Here is a 24200-nt window from a genome sequence, read left to right on the forward strand (position 1 = left end):
TTTATTTTGAAATTATCTTGTTGCTTCAAATCTGCTGATCACCTTATATTCCCTGTTCATTATTATAATATCATAATTTCCTTTATCCAGTATCAAAAACCGGCTGTCTTTTGAATTGTTAAGTTCGATAATATCCGCGGGAATCCCTTTTTTCTCAAATTCTCCTTTTCTGTAAGCCAGAACCAATACCGGAAATTGTGTGACTTTAGACTTTGGAATTTTATAGAACCTGCGGTTTCCGTCCAGCATCCAGCCAGGTCTTCCTTTTATGTATTTTGTAACCGGATGAATGATTTTAATATCTGTATACAGCTCTTTGTCTTCTCCGTTGTAAGGTGTCTGGTTTTCATCTTTCAGAACAACAGGAATTTTTTTGTTAACGATTCTGATAAGCGGCTCATTGTATTTCGGATCGCTTTTTTCTGAAAACTGGGTTTGGTCAATGGTAAAAGGGTTTAAAGAGGTCAGGTCAGAAAGCCTTCCTGCCATCGTTTTCTCCCAGGCTTTATGAACTCCTTCATAAGCATGCTGATAACCGCAGTAGATCAGGTATTTTCCGTCTTTATTGTTCTGCATGAAATTATAAATATTCTCTGCTTCGCCTATCTCCCTTTCTTTACCATTCTTTCCTTTGGTATCATAAGGAAACAGCTTAAATCCGATTTTAAGGGCCTGATAAATAAAGTTCCCGAATTCCGGTTCCTGGGAATACATTCCGCTTTCCTGCGTAGCAAACTTCCCGATATGGAAAGGGCCGTCATTATTCAGGGTTTCAACACCCAAATATCGATATCCTTTATCATATAATCCCTGAAGCAGAGAGGAGGCAAAAGTTCTGTGGCTGGCATTATGATGTGCTTCGTTAATGATAATTACTTTTTCATTCACCGCCCTGTTCAGAATATAATCTTTTGCATTGACGGGAGTCATTTTTGTGAACTTCAGACTGTCGGCACTGCTGATTTTTTTAGGTCTTCCAAACATTTTATCCCAATTGACAAGCGCCAATTTATAGTTTCCGCTTATTGAATAATAGGTAGCACCCATCTGGCTTGTCCAGGATTTATCTTTTGTGGAATCCTTCACAATTGTCTTTTCAATATCATCCGAAAACCAGTAGAGATTCTCCTGGCCGTGCGCCGCAAGGCTGAGCAGTAATACAATTACTGAATAATGAATTTTCATGTTCTATAGTTTTTATAATAGCCTGTACGGCATCCAATAAAGTTTTTCACACTTCATTTTTAGAGTTGTCAATATAATATTTTTAACCGAAAAAAGCCGGGATTTCAGGATTTAACCTCTAAATTAATAACAAAATTCAGACTGTGGTTTATGAATATCTGAACCAAATCGTTTTTGTTCCCTTTGACCTGGCATAATCCACAAAATTTTTGAAATTATTCAAATCTGTGTAAAAGTTATCACCTCCGTTATTTTCTTTTTTGAAATAAACTGAGCTGTTCAGCGAATCAAACGAAGTGAATGACAATAAACGATACAGGTCTTCTTTTTCTTTCAGTTTTTCTATAAGTTCAGTTATTTTTGAGGACACCTCATCCAGATTATTTTCAATTTTGCTCCTCTGAATTTCATATTCCACTTTTTGCTCCTCATAATATTCAGGATCATATTCTAAAATCTCTTCGAGTTCGCCCAGATCAGGAATTTCGTCTAAATGACTAATTGATGACAAATCAATCCCCGTAATTTGGGAAATCTGATCCAGCTCTGTTTTTTCATTCTCAGGAATAACATTCTTTCTACTCATCAAGTTAGCGAAAGTACGGGTCAGCTCATGATGTCTTTTCAGTTCATCATCGGTAATATATTCAAAGGTGAAAATCTCGTCGTCGTTATCAACATTATAGAAAATATCCAGTCCCATCTGTTTATAAATTTTAGTTATTCTCTGCTTTAAGTCCGGCAATTAAACCGGTTAAATTTTCTTCCCATTCATTGTATACATCAGAATCTTTCCAGAGTTCTACAATTTCCCGTTCTCCGTCTTCATCAGGGACTCCATTTTTAATATCAGTCAGATACCCAAGCAGAAAATCAAAGGATGCGGTGTCTCCAGTAAATGATTGAATTCGTTTTTTAAGATCCCGTGTTTCATTTTCTTCATCCGGATAGTCCAACTCTCCTGTTTCTTTAAACATAAGGTATAATTCTGCAAGTGCCATCGCTGAATGATCATAAAAAAAGTCTATTTCAGCCCATGTTTTTCCAAAGAAATCAGCTTCTTTCAAAGCATTGATCACTTCTGAAAGTTTCAGATCAATCTGAACATTCCCCGGATATTTTGTTTCGGCATAGTCTCTGATAAAATCAACAACATCCAGTCCTTCATCGCTTTCCAGTGCTTTATATCCCCATGCTCCCATAGTAATTATTATATTTTGATTGGTTTATATTAATGCAGCCTTACCGCTGATAACCAAATATACTTCATTGTGTCTATACTATATCTATAATTTCCCGAAATTAACGTTCAAAAAATATAAAAAACAACCCGGCTTAAAAAGCCGGGCCGTCAAGAGATTGATTATAAATGTCTGGCATTAACTGCCGGTTAAGTGTTCTGCTGCATTCGTATTTTTAATAAAGATAAGTCCGTCAAAACATTCATTCAGTTTTAAGGGCTCTGTAATGGTAAACTTTTCTGTTTCCGGTGTGATTGGACCATATCCTACAAACCTTGCTTTGAAAGATTTTCCATAAAATCCTGTGTTATCTTTTTGAAAATCTGTGAAATAATTTCCTGCGTTTTTCTGTCTCAGTTTTTCTTCCCAACTGTCTTCCAGTAATTTTGGAAGAGGATAAGAAGTGTATTTATTATTTTTCACAGCACGGGGGTCTGTTGTTGCGCTGTAAGTTCCGGATGCCGTAAATGTGCCCAGCGCATAATATTCTTTTCCATATTTCTTTTTTATATATCCTCCCATTCCGTCTACCAGAATCGGTTTCAATGCGACATGAGCGTTATGGGCAAAAAGGATCATTTTTTTATGATATACTGATTGAATTTTACCGATCATATCGGCCATAATCCGGTCCCTGGAGACATCATAGTTCTTTTTACCGGCTTCATAGGGAATTTCAAAGCCAAGCTGAAGGTTATAAAGAGCAAGTTCAGCATCTCTTCCTATTTTACCGCCATAAATACTGTCTATTTTCTTTGCCAGCATATACCCTTCTGTTCCGTTCTTAATCACGGCCTTCATATCCAGTTTGAAAGAGGGATCATTTTGTTTTTCCCACATTTCATCCTGAAATACAGCTTTCTTTTTAAGCTCATCTGCAATTTCGGAATATTGTTTTTCTTTAACTTCAGATTTTTCGAGCATTCTGGCGCTGTTTTCCAAAGAATTGGTATCGAACCCTGAAATAATGACTTTATCTTTATGGTTTTTGTTGTAAACTCTTATCCAGCCCAGTAGATTTTCGATTTCTTTTGTCTGCCAGATGGAGGTTATATAATTTTTTAATACATCTTTCAAATCGGTATCTGAGTTAAGAGCATCATTCAGAAAAGCAGCATCACCATAGGCACTTTCAAATGCAACGATTTTAAAATCATTTTTATCAATAAGATTTTTTGAAATTTCACTTCTGATCTCATTAAATTCTTTTGTTCCGTGGATTCCTTCTCCCAACCCGACAATGGTGTAGTCTTTAAGACTCCCGCTGATATTTTTTACTGCTTTATTCAGGCTTCTGCTGTCTGTTAGCTGTGACGGAATCTGTATTTCTGATTTCTTGTCTTGTGAAAAACCCAATGCAGAGACCAGCATCAGGTTGAGTAACAAATATTTTTTTAACATAGCAATTATCTTAATCCGAAGGCCTTTTTCTTTTGCATATTCTGTGAGGGCCTTCTATCAGGGGTAAATTTACATAAATAAATCATAGAAACCCTTCTCTTTAAATCCCGTTAACCTATCATTAACCTAACCAATACTTGAGTTCGGGTTAAGCAGGTTAAGATTAATAACCGGAAGAGGAAACAAGGAAACTGGAAGTTACTTTTAGCTATAGATATTAAAGACCACTGTACAATCAAATTACTTAAAATTACCTTCAGTTATTAGGATAGTTGTTCAAGCCAGTCGCTTTCCAGTCTTCTGATCTTTTGTGTTTCTTTATCAAATAACACCCACAGCGTATGGGAATCTACCACCAGCTGATCATTGCAGTAGAATTCAACTTTTCTGGGCTGCCGGATCCCTTCCGGATCTTTTGGATATGTTTTTACAGTGATGGCATCTCCTAAATAAACCTGTTTTTTGTATTGTATATGGTGGTCAACCAGCATCCAGACATCATTCGCGTATTCTGTCTTATCTTTCAGAAGCTCCCAATGTTCTGCGGCTACATCTTCTACCCAATGAACATACTGTACATTGTTAACATGATTATTCTGATCAATATGGGCTTCTGTTACTTTTATCTGCTTTTCATAGACTAGATTCATTTCTAAAAAATTTATTCAAATGTATAAAACATCTGAATAAATCCGTACCAACAGAAGGAATAAAAAAACGGAATCAGATAGTCATCCGATTCCGTTTTCAATATTAATTTAAAAACATTATTTTTTTGCAGCCGGCTTAGCAGTCGTTGCTGAAGCTCCCAGTTTAGTTTTTACGATAGATGTGATATCTTCGCTTCCATCTGTATAAATAAGATTGTTTGCTCCTTGTGCAGCAACATCAAAAACATAACTCAGATTTCTTTCTTTAGCCACAGTAAAGATCGCTGTCTTTACCTTTTGCTGTATTGGATTAACCAATTCATTTTGTTTAGCAGCAATATCTTTAGCAGCCTGTGCTCTGGTTTCCTCTATCTTTTTACCTAAAGTTTCAAGTTCCGTTTGCGCAGCCATCAGTTCTTTAGTCACTGTTTCTTTATTAGCCTCACTTAATGTTTTCTCTTTATCCTGTGCTGCCTTTAGTTTTGTCTGGTATTGGCTGATCAATTTTTCAATCTCAGCCTGCTTAGTCTTAGACAGGGTCTCAATAGTTGTATTGGCTGTTTTCACTTCAGTTAAACTTTCAAATACATCATTAGTATCTACACTTCCTATTTTCTGTTGAGCATTCGCAGCATTGGCAGTCAGCATTAATCCTGCAGCAATAAAAAATCCTTTAATTAGTTTCATTTTTTTTATAGTTTTTTCCAAAAAAATCCGTTTTTTTTCGCGTTCAAATATAATACATATTTTTAATAGTTATTACCTGGTTTTCATTCTCATTCAGGAACGAATATAAATCACTGAAAATCAAATTAAAAAACTCAAAAAACCTTCTCAAAACGAGAAGGCTTACATCAGAAAAATATGGAAAAATGATTAATGAAATTGTGCAGTTTCTGTAGAATCTTTCATGGCTACTGTTGCAGAGGAGCCGTTGGTCACCACATTCTGAATTTCATCAAAATATCCCGTTCCCACGAATGATTGGTGTTTTACCGCCCTGAATCCTTTCTGCTGAAGGGCAAACTCACGCTCCTGAAGCTCTGAATATCCGGCCATTCCCTTTTCTTTATAGGCTAAAGCCAGCTCAAACATAGATGTGTTCAGCGCATGGAAACCAGCCAGTGTAATGAACTGGAATTTGTAGCCCATTTTGGCCAGCTCTTCACGGAAACTGCCCATTTCTTCAACACTCAGTTTTGCGGCCCAGTTGAATGATGGTGAGCAGTTGTAAGCTAACATTTTCCCCGGAAACTGCGCATGAATTCCTTCTGCAAATTTTCTGGCCTGTTCCAGATCCGGATTAGAAGTCTCCATCCAGATAAGATCTGCGTAAGGGGCATAAGAAAGACCGCGGTCTATTCCCTGCTCTACTCCGTTTCTTACGACATAAAAACCTTCGGAGGTTCTTTCGCCTGTTACAAATTTTTTATCTCTGTCATCTATATCTGAAGTCAGAAGATCTGCAGCATCTGCGTCTGTTCTTGCCACAATTACACTTGGCACTCCTAATACATCTGCGGCAAGACGGGCTGCCACCAGTTTATTTATGGCTTCCTGAGTAGGAACCAGAACTTTTCCGCCCAGATGTCCGCATTTTTTAGCAGAAGAAAGCTGGTCTTCAAAGTGTACTCCGGCTGCTCCGGCTTCAATCATCTGTTTCATCAGTTCAAAAGCATTGAGATTTCCTCCGAACCCGGCCTCTGCATCGGCAACAATCGGAACAAGGTACTCCCTGTCTCCGCTTCCGTTGACAGACTGGATCTGATCTGCTCTCAATAAAGCATTATTGATCTTTTTCACTACAGAAGGTACTGAGTTGGCTGGATACAATGACTGATCCGGATACATTTCTCCGGAAAGATTGGCATCTGCTGCCACCTGCCATCCGGAAAGATAGATAGCTTCAAGACCTGCATCAACTTCCTGAACGGCCTGATTTCCTGTAAGAGCACCAAGCCCTGCTACATAATCCTGGTTATTTAATTTATCCCAAAGCTTTGCAGACATTTCTGTCGCAATGGTATAATCAATTTTATAAGAGCCACGAAGTTTAAGCACTTCTTCAGCCGTATAGGTTCTTTTTACCCCGTTCCAGCGCGGATTGTTCAACCAATCCTGCTCTAATGCGTGGATTTGTTCTTGTTTTGTTTTCATAATATTTGGATTTTTAGATTAAGAGGAATGAGTTTGAGGATTGTTTCAAACTTTGTTTGGGGTTCAGTCAATAAAAGGATATGCTTTCAGGGTCAGAAATTCTTCAAATTTTTCAGAGAAAACGAGTTCATTGAAAAGTTCTTTGGCCAGATTGAATTTCCCGTTTTTAAATCGGTTTTCTCCGATATATTTTTCGATATGGCCTATTTCTTCTGCTTCCCACTGGAGAATCATTTCACGGGTAAGGATTCTACCATCGCTTAGTTCTGCTTCATTTTTCAGCCATTGCCACAGCTGGGTTCTAGAGATCTCTGCAGTGGCAGCATCTTCCATCAGATTATAAATGGCGGCAGCTCCTGCTCCCATTAGCCAGCTTTCCAGGTAAAGGATTCCTATATTGATATTTTTCCTGACTCCTTTTTCGGTAATTTCACCCTGAGGAACTTCCAGCAGATCATTTTCTTTGATATGGTATTCAAATTTTTCATCAATCTGATTGGCTTCGGGCATATATTGATCAAACACTTCCATGGCAACCTGCACCAAAGCAGGATGGGCTACCCAGGTTCCGTCATGACCGTTTTTTACTTCACGCTCTTTGTCACCTCTCACTTTTTCGAAAGCAATTGTATTGGCTTCCTCATCATCTTTTACGGGAATCTGTGCCGCCATCCCTCCTACTGCATGAACATTTCTTTTATGGCAGATCTCAATAACCCTTTTGGAATAAGCACTCATAAATGGTGATAGCATGGTTACCTGATCCCTGTCGGGCACCATAAATCCGGGCAGGTTTCTGAATTTTTTAATGTAGGAGAAAATATAATCCCACCGCCCACAGTTGAGTCCGGAACTGTGATCTTTCAATTCGTACAGAATTTCATCAATCTGAAATGAAGCGGTAATGGTTTCTATTAAAACTGTCGCTTTAATGGTTCCGTTGGCAATTCCTAAATAATTCTGGGCAAAAACAAATACATCATTCCACCAGTGTGCTTCTTTATAATGTTCCAATTTAGGCAGGTAAAAGTATGGCCCGCTTCCATTTTTCAAAAGCTGTTGTGAATTATTGAAGAAATACATTCCAAAATCGATCAGTGAGCCTGAAGCTTCTTCTCCACCAATTTCAACATGTTTTTCCGGAAGATGTAATCCTCTCGGACGTACGAGAAGTACGGCTGTTTTCTCATTAAGCTTATACGATTTTCCATTTTCAGCTGTAAAATCAATATTTCTTCTTACCGCATCGGCCAGATTGATCTGTCCCTGAATGCAGTTTTCCCAAGTTGGCGAGCTGCTGTCTTCAAAATCTGCCATAAAGGTTTTTGCTCCTGAATTCAGTGCATTGATGATCATCTTTCGGTCTACAGGTCCTGTGATTTCTACTCTTCTGTCCAGTAGATCTTCCGGAAGAGGTGCACAGGTCCAGTCTGCATTTCGGATGCCTTCTGTTTCAGATAAAAATTCCGGCATTTTCCCCTGATCCCATTCTGACTGTGTTTTTTTTCTGTCTTCTAAAAGTTCCAGCCTTCTTTCATTAAAATTCTGATGTAAGGCAATCAGAAAATCGGTAAGATCAGGAGTAAAAACTGCTTCAAACTGCTTCTGAGCCTTTATTTTGAATTGTGTTTTGGTTTCCATATTATGCTGATTTTGTGTTTTGATATTACAAACATAAATAAAAATTTTCACAAACAGCGAACGTTCGCTAAATATTTTAAAAATTTATTATGCGAATAACCGCAATCATTATTTATATTTGAACATGAATTCAGAAAGTGATTATATCAAAACGGTTTTCGGACTGAAGCTGAAACAGCTGAGACAAAAGAAAAACTGGTCTCTTCAGGATCTTGCTGTAAAAACAGGATTATCTAAATCTTATCTCAACGAGATCGAGAATGGAAAAAAATATCCGAAACATGACAAAATCATCCAGCTTTCAGAATCACTGAACTGTACTTTTGATGATCTGGTTTCTACCAAACTGGACAAAAGCCTGGCTCCTTTTAATGAAATCCTCCAGTCTGATTTTTTTAAGGAAATTCCGCTGGAACTCTTTGGTATTAATAAAAACAACCTCATCAGTATCATCAGTGATGCGCCTAAAAAGGTAACCGCTTTTATTAATGCACTGATTGAGATCTCCCAGAATTATAATTTAGGAAAGGAACGTTTTTATTTTGCCGTACTGCGATCTTTCCAGGAGTTATATGACAATTATTTTCCTGAAATTGAAGAAAAAGCAACAGAATTTGCCCAGAAAAATGAGCTGGATATCAGCAAAGATCTTCGGGATTCTGTTCTGGAGCATATCCTTACTGAAAAATTCAGATACAGCATCCGTTCTGAAGATTTTGAACAATTCGGGACACTGGGAAACCTCCGTTCTCTGTTCATTCCTGAAAAAAAATTGCTTTTACTCAATCGAAAACTGGAAAAGGATCAAAGAACATTTATTCTGGCCAAAGAGATCGGGTTCAATGTTCTGGAATTAAAAATCCGTCCTAATACTTACTCTTGGCTGGATTTTGGAAGCTTTGAGGAAATTCTCAACAATTTTTACGCCTCCTATTTTGCGGGTGCTTTACTTATTTCTAAAAAGAAAGTAACTGAAAAGGTTTCTGACTTTTTCCTGCAGCACGAATGGACCTCCGGAAATTTTGAAAAGCTCATCCAGGACTTTACGGATTCTCCTGAGACTTTTTATTACAGGCTCACCAATATCCTTTCTTCCGAACTTGGGATTAAAGACCTGTTTTACCTCTGTCTGGTTAAGAAAAAAGATTCGGATAAAATCCAGATCCTGAAAGAACTTCATCTGAATCATCAGCAGGCCCCTCATGCCAATGCGACCAACGAACATTACTGCCGAAGATGGATTGCCGTTAAAAACCTACATCTTTTAAAGGAAAATGAAACGCTTACAGATGCCCAGATCTCGCATTACAAAGATCAGGGGGTAAGTTATCTGGTGATTTCCACTTCGCAGAAAAACCCGTTTTCGGATGGCAGCAACCGAAGCTACTGTCTGGGTATTTTACTGAATTCTCAAACGATTAAAAAAATCAGTTTTATAAAGTCGCCGTCATTAAAAACCGTAAATGTAGGAGTCACCTGTGAATCCTGCAGCATAGCCGATTGTGAAGTAAGACAGGCTCCTCCGGTACGGCTGGAAAAGGAACATTTTAACCGGAACATGAAAAATGCAATTGAGAGAATCAGGAAAACTATTGAAGAATAAGAAAGCTTAATCGTTTAAAGGCAACAGGTTGCGAATGTTATCACTAATTATTAACTTCCAGTTTCTAAAAAACACCAATGATACTAGATTTATTTTTCCCGAACCGGTGCATCAACTGCAACCGGATCATTGAAGCAGATCTTCTGGTCTGTGATCTGTGTTTTGCGCAGATTAATTTTACTCATTCTGATTACTTTGGAGAAAACAGCATTAAAGAACAATGCAGACTTTTATTTCCTGCTGAGAATACGTATGGCCTGATGCAGTTTGAAAAAGAAGGATTAAGCCGGAAGATTATTCATGAACTGAAATATAAAGGCAGGGAAAACGCAGGAAAAGTTATTGCTTCATGGACTATAGAACGCCTGGATTTTAAAGGAGAAAAACCTGACCTTCTGGTTCCTGTTCCACTTCACCAGAAAAAGCTCAGAGAAAGAGGTTACAACCAGCTTCATTTATATACCAGGACCTTGTCAGAATTTTATAATATTCCTTATGATTTCAGTCTGGTTAAGAGAAACTATTATTCAAAGGCACAGGCTTTAAAGGATAAAAAACACCGGCTGGAAACAGCGGCGGCTTTTTCTCTCACGAAAGAAATTACCGGGAAGCACATCCTTCTGATTGACGATGTTTTCACCACAGGAAATACAGTTTCATCCATTGCCTGGGAGTTCCTGAATGCAGGAGATAATAAAGTGAGCGTTCTGGTAATGGCTGTAGATGTGTAGATCAGGAGGCAGGTAATAGCTTGCAGGCTGTAAATAGCATCCATTTTTCAGGCTTTTATTTCTTTCAAAATGATTCATTTTCCTTTTTTTCTCTTCCGATTCTTTTTCCTAATTTCGGGCAAACTCATGATCATGAAAAATCTACTGTTACTGCATGGTGCTTTGGGGCACACCGACCTGTTCAATCCTTATCTGGAGCAGATGTCAAAACACTTTACTATCCATACTTTTTTATTCTCAGGACACGGTAAAACGGAACTGCCTGAAAATGGCATCACCGTAGAGAAATATACTGAAGAGCTGATGAATTATCTGGCACAGAATCAACTGGAAAACGTTGATATTTTAGGCCACAGTATGGGCGGTTATGTTGCTCTGTGCGGAGCCCTGCAATATCCCGGAAAAATTAATTCTGTAATGACTTTGGGAACAAAATTCAACTGGACGGAGGAACAGGCTTTACAGGAAAGTAAAATGCTTGACCCTGAAGTTATTCTTTCAAAAATTCCGAAATATGCGGAACAATTAGAAAGCCAGCATGGTACGGCATGGAAACAGCTTCTTCCTTCTATTGCCGGCATGATGATTTCTCTTGGTAAAAATCCTCCCCTGAATGAAAAGAGCCTTTCTTCGATTGATATTCCGGTACAGATTATGACGGGAGATCAGGATCAGATGGTGAGTATAGAGGAAAGTGTAAATGCTTCCCGTTCTATTCCTAATGCAAAATTGGCCATACTTCCGGATACCAAGCATCCTATGGAAAGAGTACGGCCAAATTTATTATTGGGTCTGATGAAAGATTTCTGGAATCTTTCTTAAGTTTTTTATCGCTGAAGTTTTTCGCCGTAGCTTAAATCTCCTGCATCTCCAAGTCCGGGGGTGATATATCCTTTGGAGGTAAGGTTTTCATCAATAGCACCTACCCAAATTTTAGCATCCGGATAAGCTTTTTCAATCGTTTCTACTCCCTGCCTGGAAGCAATTGCAGCAACAATATGCAGCTGTGTAGGCGTTCCGTTAGTCAGGAGGTCTTTGATGGCTTCAATAAGAGAGGCACCTGTAGCCAGCATCGGATCTGCAACGATGAGTGGTCTTCCTTCAATATTCGGACAGGTAAGATAGTCCTGCTTGATAGAAAAATAATCGTTGGCATCGTGTTTTCTGTAGGCAGCTACGAAGCCACAGTCGGCTCTGTCCAGATAATTTAAAATTCCTTCAAACAAAGGCACTCCTGCTCTCAAAATCGTAGTAATTACAGGCTGAACTGCTATTTCCTGAACTTTTATGGTGTCTAAGGGAGTCTGAATTTCCACTTCTTTCTGTTCAAGACTTTTACTGATCTCGAATGCAGCAATTTCACCGATACGCTCCATATTTCTGCGGAACCTCATCCGGTCATGCTGAATATCAACGTTTCGAAGTTCATTGATCCAGGAGTTCACTAAGGAGAATTGTTTTGAAAGTTCTACTGTCATAACTTTTTAATGAAAAAATTTGAAAACGAAAAATGAGATCATGTTTCTCGGTTGAAAATCATGATCTCATTTTTAAACTAGTTTATTTTTGTCTGAAATACACTTCGATCGGAACTCCGGTAAATCCGAATTCTTTTCTCAGCTGATTTTCAGTAAATCTCTTATAAGGCTCTTTTACGTACTGTGGCAGGTTGCAGAAGAATACAAACTGAGGTGATGGGGTCGGCAGCTGTACACAGTATTTAATTTTGATGTATTTTCCTTTGTTGGCAGGAGGCGGAGTCTGTTCGAAAATAGGAAGCATTACTTCATTTAGTTTTGAAGTTTTGATTTTTTTCTTACGATCCTCGTATACTTCCATAGCCACTTCTACCGCTTTCAGAATTCTTTGTTTCGTTAATGCTGAAACGAACAGGATTGGAACATCATGAAACTGACCTATCTTATCTTTGATCACTTTCTCGAAATCACGCATGGTGTTGGTCTGCTTGTCTTCGATAAGATCCCATTTATTAACCAGGATTACAATTCCTTTTCTGTTTTTCTGTGCCAGTCCGAAGATATTCATATCCTGAGATTCCCATCCCTGTGTAGCGTCTACCATGATGATCACAACATCAGAAAATTCGATGGAACGGATGGATCTCATTACGGAATAAAATTCCAGGTCTTCATTTACTTTGGACTTTCTTCTCATTCCCGCTGTATCCACCAGCACAAATTCATGACCGAATTTATTGTAAAGGGTCTGAATACTGTCTCTTGTAGTTCCTGCAATATCTGTTACAATATTTCTTTCAACATCCAGAAGGGCATTTGTTAAGGTAGATTTACCTACGTTAGGACGTCCTGCGATGGTGATCTTAGGTAATCCTTCAAACGGATCTTTGTAATCCGTAGTCGGGAAATCTCTTACAATATCATCCAGAAGTTCTCCTGTTCCGGAACCTGTAGCTGAAGAAAGAGTGTAGTATTTATCAATTCCCAACTGGTAAAATTCAGTAGCAGGAAGTTCTTCTTTTGCGGAATCCACCTTGTTGATTACAATATAGACCGGTTTGTTTGATCTTCTTAAAAGTCGGTAGATTTCATAATCAGTATCGGTAAGTCCTTCTTCTACGTTCATCATAAAAATGATAGAAGTAGCTTCATCTACCGCCAGTTGTACCTGCTTACGAATCTCCTCTTCAAAAATATCATCCGTTCCTACATCGTAACCGCCGGTATCAATAACTGTAAAATCTACCCCGTTCCAGTCGGATTTCCCGTAATGACGGTCTCTGGTAACGCCAGCCGTAGAATCTACGATGGCTTCCCTTCTTTCAAGTAAACGGTTAAAAAGCGTGGATTTTCCTACGTTGGGACGCCCAACGATTGCGACAATATTCGACATAAAAATGTTTAATAAATTAAATTATTAATGGGTTTCTCCAACTTTTGGAGCCCAATTTTTTGCAAAGATAAGGTTTTATTATTTAGTGAGTGGAAAATCCGGCTTTCCTCTATTATTTTTTAGTAATTTTTTATGTAATTTATTCAATTCATAATCATCTAATTACACCGAATAAACCGTTATTTTGTACTTGAATTTTCAAAAAACATTTTTTTAATAGAATATTTTTTATAATTTTGCGCCACTAAAAAACAGAGACTCATGGTGTAGCGGTAACACTACTGATTTTGGTTCAGTCATCTGGGGTTCGAATCCCTGTGAGTCTACAGTTTAAGATTAAACAGCTTCTGATATCAGGAGCTGTTTTTTTATTATCTTTTAAATACCGCTGCGTCTGGCTTTTTCAAATAAATCAATTATCACAACACTATATTTATAAACTCAAGTCGGGAAGCTTTGTCAATGCGAATAGTTATCTTTTCTCCAAAATAATATTTTCCTTAAGTAATATCAATTTTTTATTATCAATAATCTTAAACTTATAATCTCTTTGATTCATATAACCATTAGATATCATATTGGATACTACATTTTCTTTATCACATTGTAAGAATAAGGTATCCTTAACAACATTCCATTGACCTACACAACTTGGAGATGCATCTTGAGATTTGTAAGACATACTAAAACCTCCTTTTTTTATCAAAAGAATATATTCTTTATGGAATCCATTGGGCGTTCCTTTATGTTGATAATTACCATATAGGTCTTTTTTAGCAATACACGAACACATTGCGAATAATAAACAATAAAGAATTCTTAGTCTTTTCATTATTTGGATTTTTACCAGTTCAAAGTTGGGAGACTTTACGCAGCAAATAATTTTTTCTAACCAATTCTAATATTTTTCCCTAATTCTTTTTAAAATGGTATGATCCAATTTTAGCTCGTCTTTATTTAATATTTGAACTTTGAACTCTCGTTGGGGGCAAATATGTCTCGTCCTGAAAAAGGTTGACTAAAAAACGATAAAAACAGTCATCCTTATGAACTTACAAAAAATATCCTTTCCTGTACAAGAATACAGTGAAGCATTCAAAAGACAGGTTGTCTCAGAATATGAACGGGGATTATACACTAAATCCCAATTACAAACCCGATACAACATTCGGGGTAATTCATGCATTTCCAGATGGTTAATAAAATATGGTAACTTTACTTATGAAAAACAATTAAGCAAAGGTAGACCTATGAAAGATCCGCAGAAACAAAAGATTAAGGAGCTTGAAGCAGCATTAGCCAAAAAGGAAGAAGAGCTCAAGGTATTCAGGAAGTTTATAGAAATTGCTGAACGTGAGCTTAAGATTGAAATTGTAAAAAAGTCTGGTTCCAATCAATCCAGGAAATAAGGGCAGATACAACTTTTTCACTGGAAGCTATTTGCCGATTGTTTGGATATAGTAAACAAGCTTATTATAAAAGGAAAAAACAATCCGATTTAAATAATAATGATACCAGAATTATAGAGCTGGTATTATCAATTCGTAAAAAGATGCCTAAAATAGGAACTCGAAAGCTTTATTTCTTGCTTAAAAATGATTTTGCAAAAGAGAACCTGCATATAGGGAGAGATCGGCTATTTAAACTTTTGAGATCAAATTATCTTTTAATTCCCAGAAGGCATAGTTACTTTAAAACAACGAATTCCAGACATTGGATGAAGAAATATCCCAATATTATCAAAGAAAAAGAACTGAAATGTTTAGAGAAAGTCTGGGTGGCAGATATTACCTATCTGAAAACTAAAGAGAAGAATTATTATCTTCATTTGATTACCGATGCTTATTCAAAAAAAATTGTGGGATATGAATTGAGTGATAATTTACAGACTAGTTCCACAGTGAAAGCATTAAAGCAAGCCATTAAGAACCGAATGTACAAACACTCTTTAATTCATCATTCAGACAGAGGCCTGCAGTATTGTAGTAAAGAATATACTGAAATACTAAAGAAAAGTGATATTCTTATAAGTATGACAGAGAACTCAGATCCTTATGAAAATGCTGTAGCGGAAAGAGTGAACGGTATTCTGAAATATGAATTTGGATTGATTAATACCTTTGAAGATTTTAAAAATCTCTCACAACAGCTTGATCAATCCATTTACTATTATAATAATTTAAGACCTCATTTTTCCCTGAATTATAATATTCCAAGCCAAGTGCACATGAAAAATAATGTAAAATTAAAAACCTATAAAAACCTAAATCAGAATAGGAAAATTCCTACTCTGATTTAGTATATTTGATTTATTAAACTAGTCAACCTTTTTCAGGACTAGTCAATTTATTCTAGAATCTTTTGATAACAATTTTCCCCTTCGTGATATCCAAAACAAAGTACAATGTTTTTATTTTTTTTCAAAAAAAGTTGTGTAAGTCATATCGATATCATTAACATCTTCGGGAAAAGCAATTAAATCTTTATCTAAATTCAAATAAAAATCAGAAAACTTTATTGAAGAACCATCTAATTTGTATTTAGAATTGTAATCCAACAATTTCTTTCCTTTTATATTGTAAATTACCCTGTTATAAACCCCATCCTTGTTAATTGTTAGAGTGTCATATGTATTCTTGTATGATATGGGTGAATATTTTCCATACATATCTTCATTACTAATATTTTGGCACGAAAATAAAAAAGGTAATAAAATTAAACTTATACTTTTTTTCATATTTATTAAATTTAAAATGTTCGATTTAAAATCAAGGTCTTGTTAATATAGATGGAGGTGTTATAGCTTGCTTAAAAACGTTCTTTAAGGTTGGGTTAATTGCTTTTTTTTGAACTTCAGAACTGCTTTCAGTCCATATATAGGTCTGATATGTATTTCCAAAACTATTTACCTTCCCTTCAGTTCTTTCAAAGTTATTTACAGGTAATCTATAAAACAAGGACTCTTGTGACTTAGAATCGGTCATTAAAAAAGGGTTTCATCTCCTAATTTGTACCAAGATACATTTGATCTTCCCCACATTTGTTCATACATATCAAAATTTGCTGTTATGGGGTTAGCTTGAAGATAATCCATTTTTACAACCCCTTTCGAGTTTTTTGAATTTAACGCATCTTGTCTTGCTAAAGAAGAATAAGGAGATGACGCTTTATCCAAAGAAGCAAAAGGTCCATCATTAGAATCATTAAAATCACTAAACAAACTACGAGTAGGTCCACTTCCTCCAAAATATTCACCTGTTATAGTTCCCCATCCTACATCTTTTCCTCTATGAGTATAACCACTAATAATAGATTCTCCGCCTTTAATAATATTTGAAGCTCCAGTTTGTCGACTAACTACTTTAGTGTCTCCATTTTTTTGATGGTAAAAATCTATTTTATTTCCACCTAAATTACTAATCATCTTACCATTCTTATCATACTCATTAAATGGTTCTCTACCATCAGGATCAGTATATTTTACTGGATTATTGAACGTATAATTATAAGGCGACCAGCTCGGCATTTTCTCCGCTAGTGGATCAACAACACCCCATCTTCCAATATCCGGCATATAGAATCTTGCGCCGTAGTCATACATTCCCGTCTCCTGAAGTTCTTTGCCGTTGTACTTGTAGTTAAAATAACTTCCCAACGTCCCTTTAGCTATTTGTCCTTCAATATGGTTGAGACCAAAAGGATAATAATTGTTCACATCGGTTATTTCAAGAACGCCTTCGCTGTTTTTGGCATAGCTCACCCTTGCATTGCCAAGATGATTGTAAACTTCCCTAAAAATGTGTCCATTTAAAGATAGAGTTTTTGGCTTAAAAAACTTTAAATTTAAATATGAAAAAGAGTAAGTATTCAGAGAGTCAGGTTTTTGGAATTTTGAAAGAACAGGAACTTGGTAAAAGTGTAATAGAGATATGCCGTAATCATGGCATTACGCAAGGTACTTTCTATCGTTGGAAGAGTAAATATTCAGGTATGGAAAGTTCGGATATTCAAAAGATGCGAGATCTGGAGTCCGAAAATTCTAAGCTTAAGAAACTTTATGCCGAACGATGTTTAGAGATTGAAGCTTTAAAAGATGTTTTGTCAAAAAAGCGGTAAAGCCTTCTGTACAGCGTGAAATTGTCAACTTTATTTGTAAGAAATACCATTTAAGTGAGCGTAGAAGTTGTTTGACAATAGGTATCAGTAGGCGAAGTTACCGTTACACAAGCATTAAAAATGACGATGAATTAATTGAAGTTTTGACACAACTTTCACAAGATCATCCAGGTTATGGTTTTTGGAAGCTCTATCATAAGCTTCGGGATTTGGGATCACAAACGGGTTCATAGAGTCTATGTAGCTTTAAATATGAGTATTCGCAGAAGGGTAAGAAAAAGGCTTCCCACCAGAGTCAAAGAAAGTATTAATATTCCTTTAGAACCTGATGAATGCTGGAGTATGGATTTTATGAGCGATAGTTTGTATGATGGGAGAAGATTCAGAATATTAAATATTGCTGATGATTATAACCGGGAATTACTGTCCATGGAAATTGATACAAGTATTTGCTCTGCAAGAGTAGTAAGGGTTTTAAATAGTTTAAAACAACAAGGACGCAAGCCTAAACGCATAAGAGTTGATAATGGACCTGAATTTATATCTAAAAATCTTCAGCTATGGGCTCAGGAAAATAAAATAGAAATTCATTATATACAGCCTGGAAAACCAACACAAAATAGCCTTATTGAAAGACTGAACAAAAGCTGCAGAAATGAACTTCTCAATATGTATGTCTTTAAAAGTTTACAAGACGCAGAAGAAAAAGCAAATCAATGGTGGATAGAATATAACTATAATAGGCCCCACGAAGCATTAGGGAACATAAGTCCTAAAAAATATAAACAAAAAATGAAAGAAGAATCTATCATTTAGAATGGAAACAAAATTGGGGAGCTTACAAAACCACTACAGATGCAGTGGTTTTTGTGTTTATTGGCGCAAAGTCAGTATAATTTACAACTTTGGATACTTATTTATCTTACTCCGAAGTTTGAAACTTCGGAGAGCAAGGGGAAAACCCATCATGGCACAAGCGTGACGCTTGCGCCAGCTGGGAGAGTGGGTAAAATCAAGATTTTTTTTGACTTATTCTTCTAATGGAAATTAATTTAATAAATTCTATTAATAGTAAAATAACAATGATATATAAATATTTAATATATAAGTTATTTTGTTTTTCTACCATATTATAATCCATATTAATCCATTTCTTTAATTCGGCTTTAGCAAAATCCAAATCCTTTATATTATTAGCTTCTTTTATAAAATCTTCATGATTAATTTCAGTTAGCTTAGGCATAGTATTAACTCTAAATACAAGCAGGTCTATAATGAAGAAAAGTATAAACAAAAAAGAGATGTAAGAAAGTATTTTAGCTATTTTCATTTACTTAAAAATTATGATTATAAAAACATTTAAATTTTATTCACCTTCTCCATAAATTTTCCTGCCTAAAGGTGCAGAGCGATTGATATTTATTAATGGTCTCTGTCTAATAAAACTACCTATAGCATTAGACTCCTTCATTTTTGTATCTAATCTTCCAGGCCTAATAACATCTACAGAACTTATCCCACTTTTTTGTAATAAAGAACAAACATTCGTCGTACAGTTATTTGATTGAATACTATAATTTTCAGGCTTCTTTTTAAGTTCACTCGCTCTATTATTCACTGCTTCTACTAAGTTTTCTTTTTGTTCATTAGTCGTTTTAAAGAAAAACACATTAGAGTTAGAATATTTATCACTAAATTCAGTAGTAGATTTAGTATTTAATACTAAAGGCGTTCCCCACCATTCATTCATTTCATAACCGCGAGTACCGTTTTCATCAGTAGGATAAAAACTAAATACTTTACCATCATACCCTAACCCTGCATGTCCAACAGCTCCCTCTATTTCAGTATAAACTGATACAACTGAATAATTAGGATTTTTATCTTCTTGTAAATATTCTGTTTCACCATCTATTGTGGTTGTATGAGAATAAGAATCTTTAGTAACAACATTAAAATACCTATCCTCATTATTGTTTAAATTCACTCCAAGTAATTTTCCATTCTTAAATATATAATCATTAATAGGTTCTCTTCCATCCGGGTCAATAAATCTAATAGGATTATTTATAGCATAGTTATAAGGTGTAAACCTTCTGTTTTTCTCCGCAAGCGGATCTACCACACCCCATCTTCCCAAATCCGGCATATACATTCTCGCGCCGTAATCATACATCCCTGTTTCTTGCAACTCTTTTCCGTTGTACTTATAACTAAGATAGCCTCCTAATTTTCCTTTGGAAATCTGACCGTCAATATGGTTCAAACCAAAAGGATAATAGTTGTTTACATCCGTTATTTCAAGAACGCCTGCGCTGTTTCTGGTATAGCTCACCCTTGCATTGCCCAGGTGGTCTCTGTACTGGTAAATATAGCGGTTTTCCTAAACCTGCACATAAAAACCACTACAGATGCAGTGGTTTTATTATTCCATCATGGCACAAGCGTGACGCTTGCGCCAGCTGGGTGACCATTAATCATGCTGTAAATCCATTGTTATTGTTACATATATTATTCGAATAATAAATATGAAAATAAATATGAAAATTATGGTTAATGGAATCATTGTCAATACCTTTTCATTTTTAGAGCTTACAACTCTAAGGTTTTTTATACATATAAATATGAAAAAACCTACTAAAGGAAGCACATAAAAAAAATTTATTAATGATAAATTTTTCCTTTGAATATCTTGCTTAAAAACATTCAATAAAATTATACTGATTATAAATAGTACAAACAGTAATAACACAAGCTTTGGAGATAATGAATACTTCTTTTTCATAATATATTAGTTTCCTGTTTCTAAAAAACTTCTTCCATCAAATATGGCTCTTTGATCTGCTGCTGCATCCCCAAAATTATAAAATTCATTAAGGTTAGACCCTCCCTTTACTTCAGCCGAACTTAAGCCAATAAATTTAGACCATCCTCCCCACATAAAATTTCCAGCATCCATTAAACTATAAATAGTATTGGTACCTTCAAATCTAATATGGTAAAAAGAATCATTTTGATTAACATTATTACCAATATCCAATTTTCTTGATAAATAATGTGCCGAAAAATCCGCTTCTCCACGACTAGACTCATAACCGATCAAGCTATAAGCCGCAATTAGAGCACTTGGAGCTAGAAGAGTATTTCCTACTCTTGCTTGTGTTAATAGGCGTACAATGTTGTAATTATTTCCAACATTGTTTAAAGCACCTATATAATCCTTCCTGCTAATCCAATAATAAACCTGATCTCCTATATTATATTTTTTCTTTTGAGTAGGTTTATCTACATTTTTTGGGTCATTAAAAAATAACTCCTTCCCATTTTCCTCAAAAAATCTATTGTTTCCTTCTTTTCTAACGTAATTTACAACTCTACCATTTTTCCCTACTGTTATATCGTCTTTAGGACGGCTGGACGCCATAGAGTTTTGTAATAATCTAAAGGCAGATTGTGCGTCCGAACCAGTATAAGTAGTTCCAATTGACGTTTCTTTTACAGCTCTTCCATCAGGATCAGTAAATCTAATTGGGTTATTCACTGCATAATTATATGGTGACCATCTACGATATTTCTCCGCTAGCGGATCCACCACACCCCATCTTCCCAAATCCGGCATATACATCCTCGCCCCATAATCATACATCCCCGTCTCTTGAAGCTCCTTGCCATTGTACTTATAGTTAAAATAACTTCCCAACGTCCCTTTAGCTATTTGTCCTTCAATATGGTTGAGACCAAAAGGATAATAATTGTTCACATCCGTTATTTCAAGAACGCCTTCGCTGTTTTTGGCATAGCTCACCCTTGCATTACCAAGGTGGTCTCTATACTGGTAAATATAGCGGTTTTCATAAATCTTTATATAAAAACCACTACAGATGCAGTGGTTTTTATGTTTATTGGCGCAAAGTCAGGAAATTTCGCAAACAAATGTATGCCCTACTTATATTTATTGATTACTTCTTTAATCAATATTTTCTTTTTTCCTTCAACCTTAGTATATCTTGTAAGATACCCATTTTGCCCATTTATACCTACAGCTGCGTAGCTGCATTTTAACACAAAAAAAACTCGCTTTTTGCAAGGTTTTTTTATCTACCAACACGAGCGAGACGCTCGCACCAGCAGGGGGCAGCATGAGATTTTTTTATACTTTAAGTTAATTTTTTATTTCTTAAACTGTATATTATTACATTTATTTTTATCATACCAATCTAACCAACCAGGATAATCTTTTTCATAAGTTCCTAAAGGGTAAGTTCTTGCATAGTTTGCCATATCTTCAAATGAAACCCTAGAATATTTTCCTATAAACTTCAAAGCTTCATAAGTATTTTTTGATTCTCCTTTATGGAATTTGATATAATCCTTAACAATTTCGATTTTTTTAAAATATTCCTGTTTAAAATCTAAATTTTCCGTACATTCTCCATTAATAGAGATATTATTATTTCTTTTTATAGAACTAGTACAATTATATAATAACAAAAATGTTAAAATAAAAAATATATTCTTCATATTACTATAACTTTGTCTTTTTAATTCTTAATCCTCCTTCATCTGTTGGCCAAATAGCTTGATTTGTTTTAGTTTTATCTTTTTCTTGATATACATTAATGCTCATTGGTCCATCTGTTTCTACTCTTTCATTCCCATTTACTTTTCCTTCTTTTTTAAAAGCTTTTGCATGTGCTTTATCAAAATCTGGTAATTTTACAATATTACCACTGTCATTTCTTTCGACTTTCCCAAGCTTTCCTTGTGAAATACCCATTTTAGCTTTTTCCAATTGTTCAGTATGTTCGTGTGTTAAAGCACCAGCACTACTAGTACCACCTTTACCTGCTTTATCAAATTCTAAGACATCAACTATATCTATTTTTCCTGTTTGCCAACTTCCAACTTCTGTCATTTTGTCATTTTCTACTATTGATTGACTAACAACTTCTTTTGCTCCAACCACTTCATTATAGCTTTCATAGAAAGCTTGTTGTTCTTTTGTTAGGGAAGTATCTTTATTAATCATATTAAGAGTTACCTTATATGTATCTGTACCTTCTATTTTTGTATAAATTGCTGAATATTTACCTCCTAGTGAGGCACTCACTAAATCCTCATAGGATTTCCGTGCCGTATCAGTAGCAAATGAAAGAATTAATTCATTTCCGTCAGGATCCATAAACGCAATTGGATTATTTCCTGCATAGATATAAGATGACATTGAAAGATATTTTTCAGCTTTATTATCCACCACACCCCATCTTCCCAAATCCGGCATATACATCCTCGCTCCATAGTCATACATTCCCGTCTCTTGAAGCTCCTTGCCGTTGTACTTGTACTGATAAGCATTCTGTGTTGTTGCTGTATAATCATGCAATAACCCAAATGGATAATAATTGTTCACTTCCACAATTTCCCCTGGCCTCCAGTCCTCTATACACCACCAACCTGTACAATTGGATGCATTAAACCTTCTTGGCTGGATAATTCCATCACCGCTTTTATCTGCATAGCTCAATCTTACATTTCCAAGATGGTCAATATAATGATAGACATATTGTCCCAAAAGATCATCGTAATATCCCTCAGAGGTAGGGATGATTCTGAGTTTTAAGACCGGAACTTCATTGGGGCTAGGATGGTAAGTCCCTTCTCCATTCCATGATTCTATACCAAACGTAGATTTGTACTGAAAGCCATCCAGATAATGGGTTTCCAGATTTTTAAAGAGCTTCTTCACTTTTACTCCATCTGCCCTATAGGTATATTGGGTGAGATTTGAGTTTTGGGTAATCTGTTTTGGTAAATTTAAATAATTATACTGAATTGAAGAAATGCCTTTATCCGGATGACTGGTCATATTCCCATTTCCGGCGCCATTATCATTGTCATACCCAATTGTTCCGGGACTGGCAAGGTATGGATAGCCTGATGAATTCTGCTGAGCATCGGTCACCTTAGTCAGCTTATTGCCTGTATAATCATATCTTAAATCATCAATCACAACAGCAGCTGTACTTCCTGTCTGGAGGGCAGCTGATCTTTTCAGTCTAGTGATATTTCCGTTCAGATCATATTCCGGGATTTCAAAATATTCTTTGGCCGTTTCATTACCCTGCTTCTGGTAAAAACCTGCGGAAAGACGGTTTAATCCGTCATAAACATAGCCATATCTTTTCAATGGTTCGTTTTCTTCGGTTAACGTTTTCCAGGATACTTCTGCGATATTTCCGTTGAATTTAGGCTTTACTTTTAAACTGCTGTAATCATTGTTTGGTGTTTCTTCTCCTTCTACCTGATTGTAGTTAATCTTATAACCAAACAGGTCATTACCTAAGTTACCAGGATCGTTGATCTGGGTCATCCAGCCTCTGATATTATACAGATAATTAATCGTCTGCAATGGTGATCCTGCATTGGTTCCTCCCACCTTCTTGGTTTCCAATTGAGACAGCTCATTGTAGCTGTTCTGGGCCAGAATCTCTTCAGGATTACTGTCCACCTGATGCTTATGAACGAGTAACCTGTTCTGGTGGTCATACGTGAAATTTTCTGTAATTACTCTTTCGGTATCGGTGCTTAGCCTTTTGTGCCGTGT

At 35.9% G+C, this 24200-nt stretch carries 24 protein-coding genes, 1 tRNA gene and 1 pseudogene; 7 read left to right on the forward strand and 19 right to left on the reverse strand.

Translation table 11 applies throughout. The features are described 5' to 3' along the window. Window positions 1-12: 12 nt before the first annotated feature. From J2Y40_RS20965 to aceB, 8 genes are all read right to left on the reverse strand, one after another. The gene (locus tag J2Y40_RS20965; protein WP_310001152.1) at window positions 13-1185 is read right to left on the reverse strand and encodes a hypothetical protein; all 1173 of its coding nucleotides are present in this window, start codon (window positions 1183-1185) and stop codon (window positions 13-15) included. A gap of 148 nt (window positions 1186-1333) precedes the next feature. Continuing rightward, window positions 1334-1888 (reverse strand): hypothetical protein, encoded by a 555-nt coding sequence (locus tag J2Y40_RS20970; RefSeq protein ID WP_310001154.1) that lies wholly within the window; start codon window positions 1886-1888, stop codon window positions 1334-1336. Between the two features lie 13 nt (window positions 1889-1901). Next, entirely contained in the window at window positions 1902-2387 is a 486-nt protein-coding gene (locus J2Y40_RS20975; protein WP_153395248.1) for a DUF4259 domain-containing protein, read from the reverse strand. Window positions 2388-2564: 177 nt separating this feature from the next. Then, window positions 2565-3827, reverse strand: a complete 1263-nt coding sequence (locus tag J2Y40_RS20980) for an erythromycin esterase family protein (RefSeq protein ID WP_310001156.1) — start codon at window positions 3825-3827, stop codon at window positions 2565-2567. A 263-nt stretch (window positions 3828-4090) separates the two neighbouring features. Further along, on the reverse strand, window positions 4091-4477 hold the full coding sequence (locus J2Y40_RS20985; RefSeq protein WP_153395252.1) for a thioesterase family protein: 387 nt from the start codon (window positions 4475-4477) through the stop codon (window positions 4091-4093). A gap of 117 nt (window positions 4478-4594) precedes the next feature. Then, complete coding sequence (locus J2Y40_RS20990; RefSeq protein WP_153395254.1) at window positions 4595-5164, reverse strand: OmpH family outer membrane protein; 570 nt, start codon at window positions 5162-5164, stop codon at window positions 4595-4597. 189 nt (window positions 5165-5353) lie between these two features. Beyond that, the gene (aceA, locus tag J2Y40_RS20995; RefSeq protein WP_153395256.1) at window positions 5354-6634 is read right to left on the reverse strand and encodes an isocitrate lyase; all 1281 of its coding nucleotides are present in this window, start codon (window positions 6632-6634) and stop codon (window positions 5354-5356) included. Window positions 6635-6697: 63 nt separating this feature from the next. Next, window positions 6698-8275 carry a malate synthase A gene (gene aceB / locus J2Y40_RS21000; protein WP_310001160.1) on the reverse strand — a complete coding sequence of 526 codons (1578 nt, stop codon included), beginning with the start codon at window positions 8273-8275 and terminating at the stop codon, window positions 6698-6700. A gap of 124 nt (window positions 8276-8399) precedes the next feature. On the opposite strand from aceB, the gene J2Y40_RS21005 reads away from it, so the two are divergent. The 3 genes from J2Y40_RS21005 (at window position 8400) to J2Y40_RS21015 (ending at window position 11431) form a co-directional block, all read left to right on the forward strand. Further along, window positions 8400-9878, forward strand: a complete 1479-nt coding sequence (locus J2Y40_RS21005; RefSeq protein WP_153395260.1) for a helix-turn-helix domain-containing protein — start codon at window positions 8400-8402, stop codon at window positions 9876-9878. Between the two features lie 77 nt (window positions 9879-9955). Then, entirely contained in the window at window positions 9956-10609 is a 654-nt protein-coding gene (locus J2Y40_RS21010) for a ComF family protein (protein WP_310001162.1), read from the forward strand. Window positions 10610-10741: 132 nt separating this feature from the next. After that, complete coding sequence (locus J2Y40_RS21015; RefSeq protein WP_310001164.1) at window positions 10742-11431, forward strand: alpha/beta hydrolase; 690 nt, start codon at window positions 10742-10744, stop codon at window positions 11429-11431. Window positions 11432-11436: 5 nt separating this feature from the next. Here J2Y40_RS21015 and upp read toward each other — a convergent pair whose 3' ends face one another. Beyond that, window positions 11437-12087, reverse strand: a complete 651-nt coding sequence (gene upp / locus J2Y40_RS21020; RefSeq protein WP_153395266.1) for a uracil phosphoribosyltransferase — start codon at window positions 12085-12087, stop codon at window positions 11437-11439. Window positions 12088-12169: 82 nt separating this feature from the next. Continuing rightward, window positions 12170-13480, reverse strand: a complete 1311-nt coding sequence (gene der / locus J2Y40_RS21025; RefSeq protein WP_153395268.1) for a ribosome biogenesis GTPase Der — start codon at window positions 13478-13480, stop codon at window positions 12170-12172. Between the two features lie 255 nt (window positions 13481-13735). On the opposite strand from der, the gene J2Y40_RS21030 reads away from it, so the two are divergent. Beyond that, window positions 13736-13806 (forward strand) — tRNA-Gln (locus J2Y40_RS21030). Between the two features lie 146 nt (window positions 13807-13952). On the opposite strand, the gene J2Y40_RS21035 is transcribed toward J2Y40_RS21030, so the two are convergent. After that, window positions 13953-14312 carry a hypothetical protein gene (locus J2Y40_RS21035; protein ID WP_310001167.1) on the reverse strand — a complete coding sequence of 120 codons (360 nt, stop codon included), beginning with the start codon at window positions 14310-14312 and terminating at the stop codon, window positions 13953-13955. A 214-nt stretch (window positions 14313-14526) separates the two neighbouring features. Here J2Y40_RS21035 and J2Y40_RS21040 point away from each other — a divergent pair. Continuing rightward, a protein-coding gene (locus tag J2Y40_RS21040; protein ID WP_310001170.1) for an IS3 family transposase occupies window positions 14527-15779 on the forward strand; the annotation gives its coding sequence in 2 pieces (ribosomal slippage) (window positions 14527-14854 and window positions 14854-15779; 1254 coding nt in all). A 111-nt stretch (window positions 15780-15890) separates the two neighbouring features. Here J2Y40_RS21040 and J2Y40_RS21045 read toward each other — a convergent pair. Both J2Y40_RS21045 and J2Y40_RS21050 read right to left on the reverse strand, forming a co-directional pair. Beyond that, window positions 15891-16217 (reverse strand): hypothetical protein, encoded by a 327-nt coding sequence (locus J2Y40_RS21045; protein WP_310001173.1) that lies wholly within the window; start codon window positions 16215-16217, stop codon window positions 15891-15893. A gap of 246 nt (window positions 16218-16463) precedes the next feature. Continuing rightward, window positions 16464-17240, reverse strand: a complete 777-nt coding sequence (locus J2Y40_RS21050) for an RHS repeat-associated core domain-containing protein (protein WP_310001175.1) — start codon at window positions 17238-17240, stop codon at window positions 16464-16466. A gap of 89 nt (window positions 17241-17329) precedes the next feature. Here J2Y40_RS21050 and J2Y40_RS21055 point away from each other — a divergent pair, with 89 nt between their 5' ends. After that, window positions 17330-17596, forward strand: a complete 267-nt coding sequence (locus tag J2Y40_RS21055) for a transposase (protein ID WP_153391660.1) — start codon at window positions 17330-17332, stop codon at window positions 17594-17596. 174 nt (window positions 17597-17770) lie between these two features. Then, window positions 17771-18412 carry an IS3 family transposase gene (locus tag J2Y40_RS21060; protein ID WP_310001177.1) on the forward strand — a complete coding sequence of 214 codons (642 nt, stop codon included), beginning with the start codon at window positions 17771-17773 and terminating at the stop codon, window positions 18410-18412. A 196-nt stretch (window positions 18413-18608) separates the two neighbouring features. Here J2Y40_RS21060 and J2Y40_RS21065 read toward each other — a convergent pair whose 3' ends face one another. The 6 genes and pseudogenes from J2Y40_RS21065 to J2Y40_RS21085 form a co-directional block, all read right to left on the reverse strand. Continuing rightward, window positions 18609-18926, reverse strand: coding sequence for a hypothetical protein (locus tag J2Y40_RS21065; RefSeq protein WP_310001179.1), 318 nt, complete (start codon window positions 18924-18926; stop codon window positions 18609-18611). Window positions 18927-18962: 36 nt separating this feature from the next. Continuing rightward, window positions 18963-19346, reverse strand: coding sequence for a DUF4105 domain-containing protein (locus tag J2Y40_RS24025; protein WP_409017731.1), 384 nt, complete (start codon window positions 19344-19346; stop codon window positions 18963-18965). 282 nt (window positions 19347-19628) lie between these two features. Beyond that, window positions 19629-19979: pseudogene (locus tag J2Y40_RS24030) on the reverse strand (RHS repeat-associated core domain-containing protein); the annotation flags it as partial. Between the two features lie 408 nt (window positions 19980-20387). Next, on the reverse strand, window positions 20388-21401 hold the full coding sequence (locus J2Y40_RS21075; protein ID WP_310001185.1) for an RHS repeat-associated core domain-containing protein: 1014 nt from the start codon (window positions 21399-21401) through the stop codon (window positions 20388-20390). A gap of 365 nt (window positions 21402-21766) precedes the next feature. After that, window positions 21767-22117 (reverse strand): hypothetical protein, encoded by a 351-nt coding sequence (locus J2Y40_RS21080; protein ID WP_153395299.1) that lies wholly within the window; start codon window positions 22115-22117, stop codon window positions 21767-21769. 4 nt (window positions 22118-22121) lie between these two features. Further along, on the reverse strand, window positions 22122-24200 hold a 2079-nt coding region (locus J2Y40_RS21085; protein WP_310001187.1), incomplete at its 5' end, for an RHS repeat-associated core domain-containing protein.

This window comes from Chryseobacterium sp. 2987 (genome assembly GCF_031456375.1).
Taxonomy (GTDB): Bacteria; Bacteroidota; Bacteroidia; order Flavobacteriales; family Weeksellaceae; genus Chryseobacterium; species Chryseobacterium vaccae.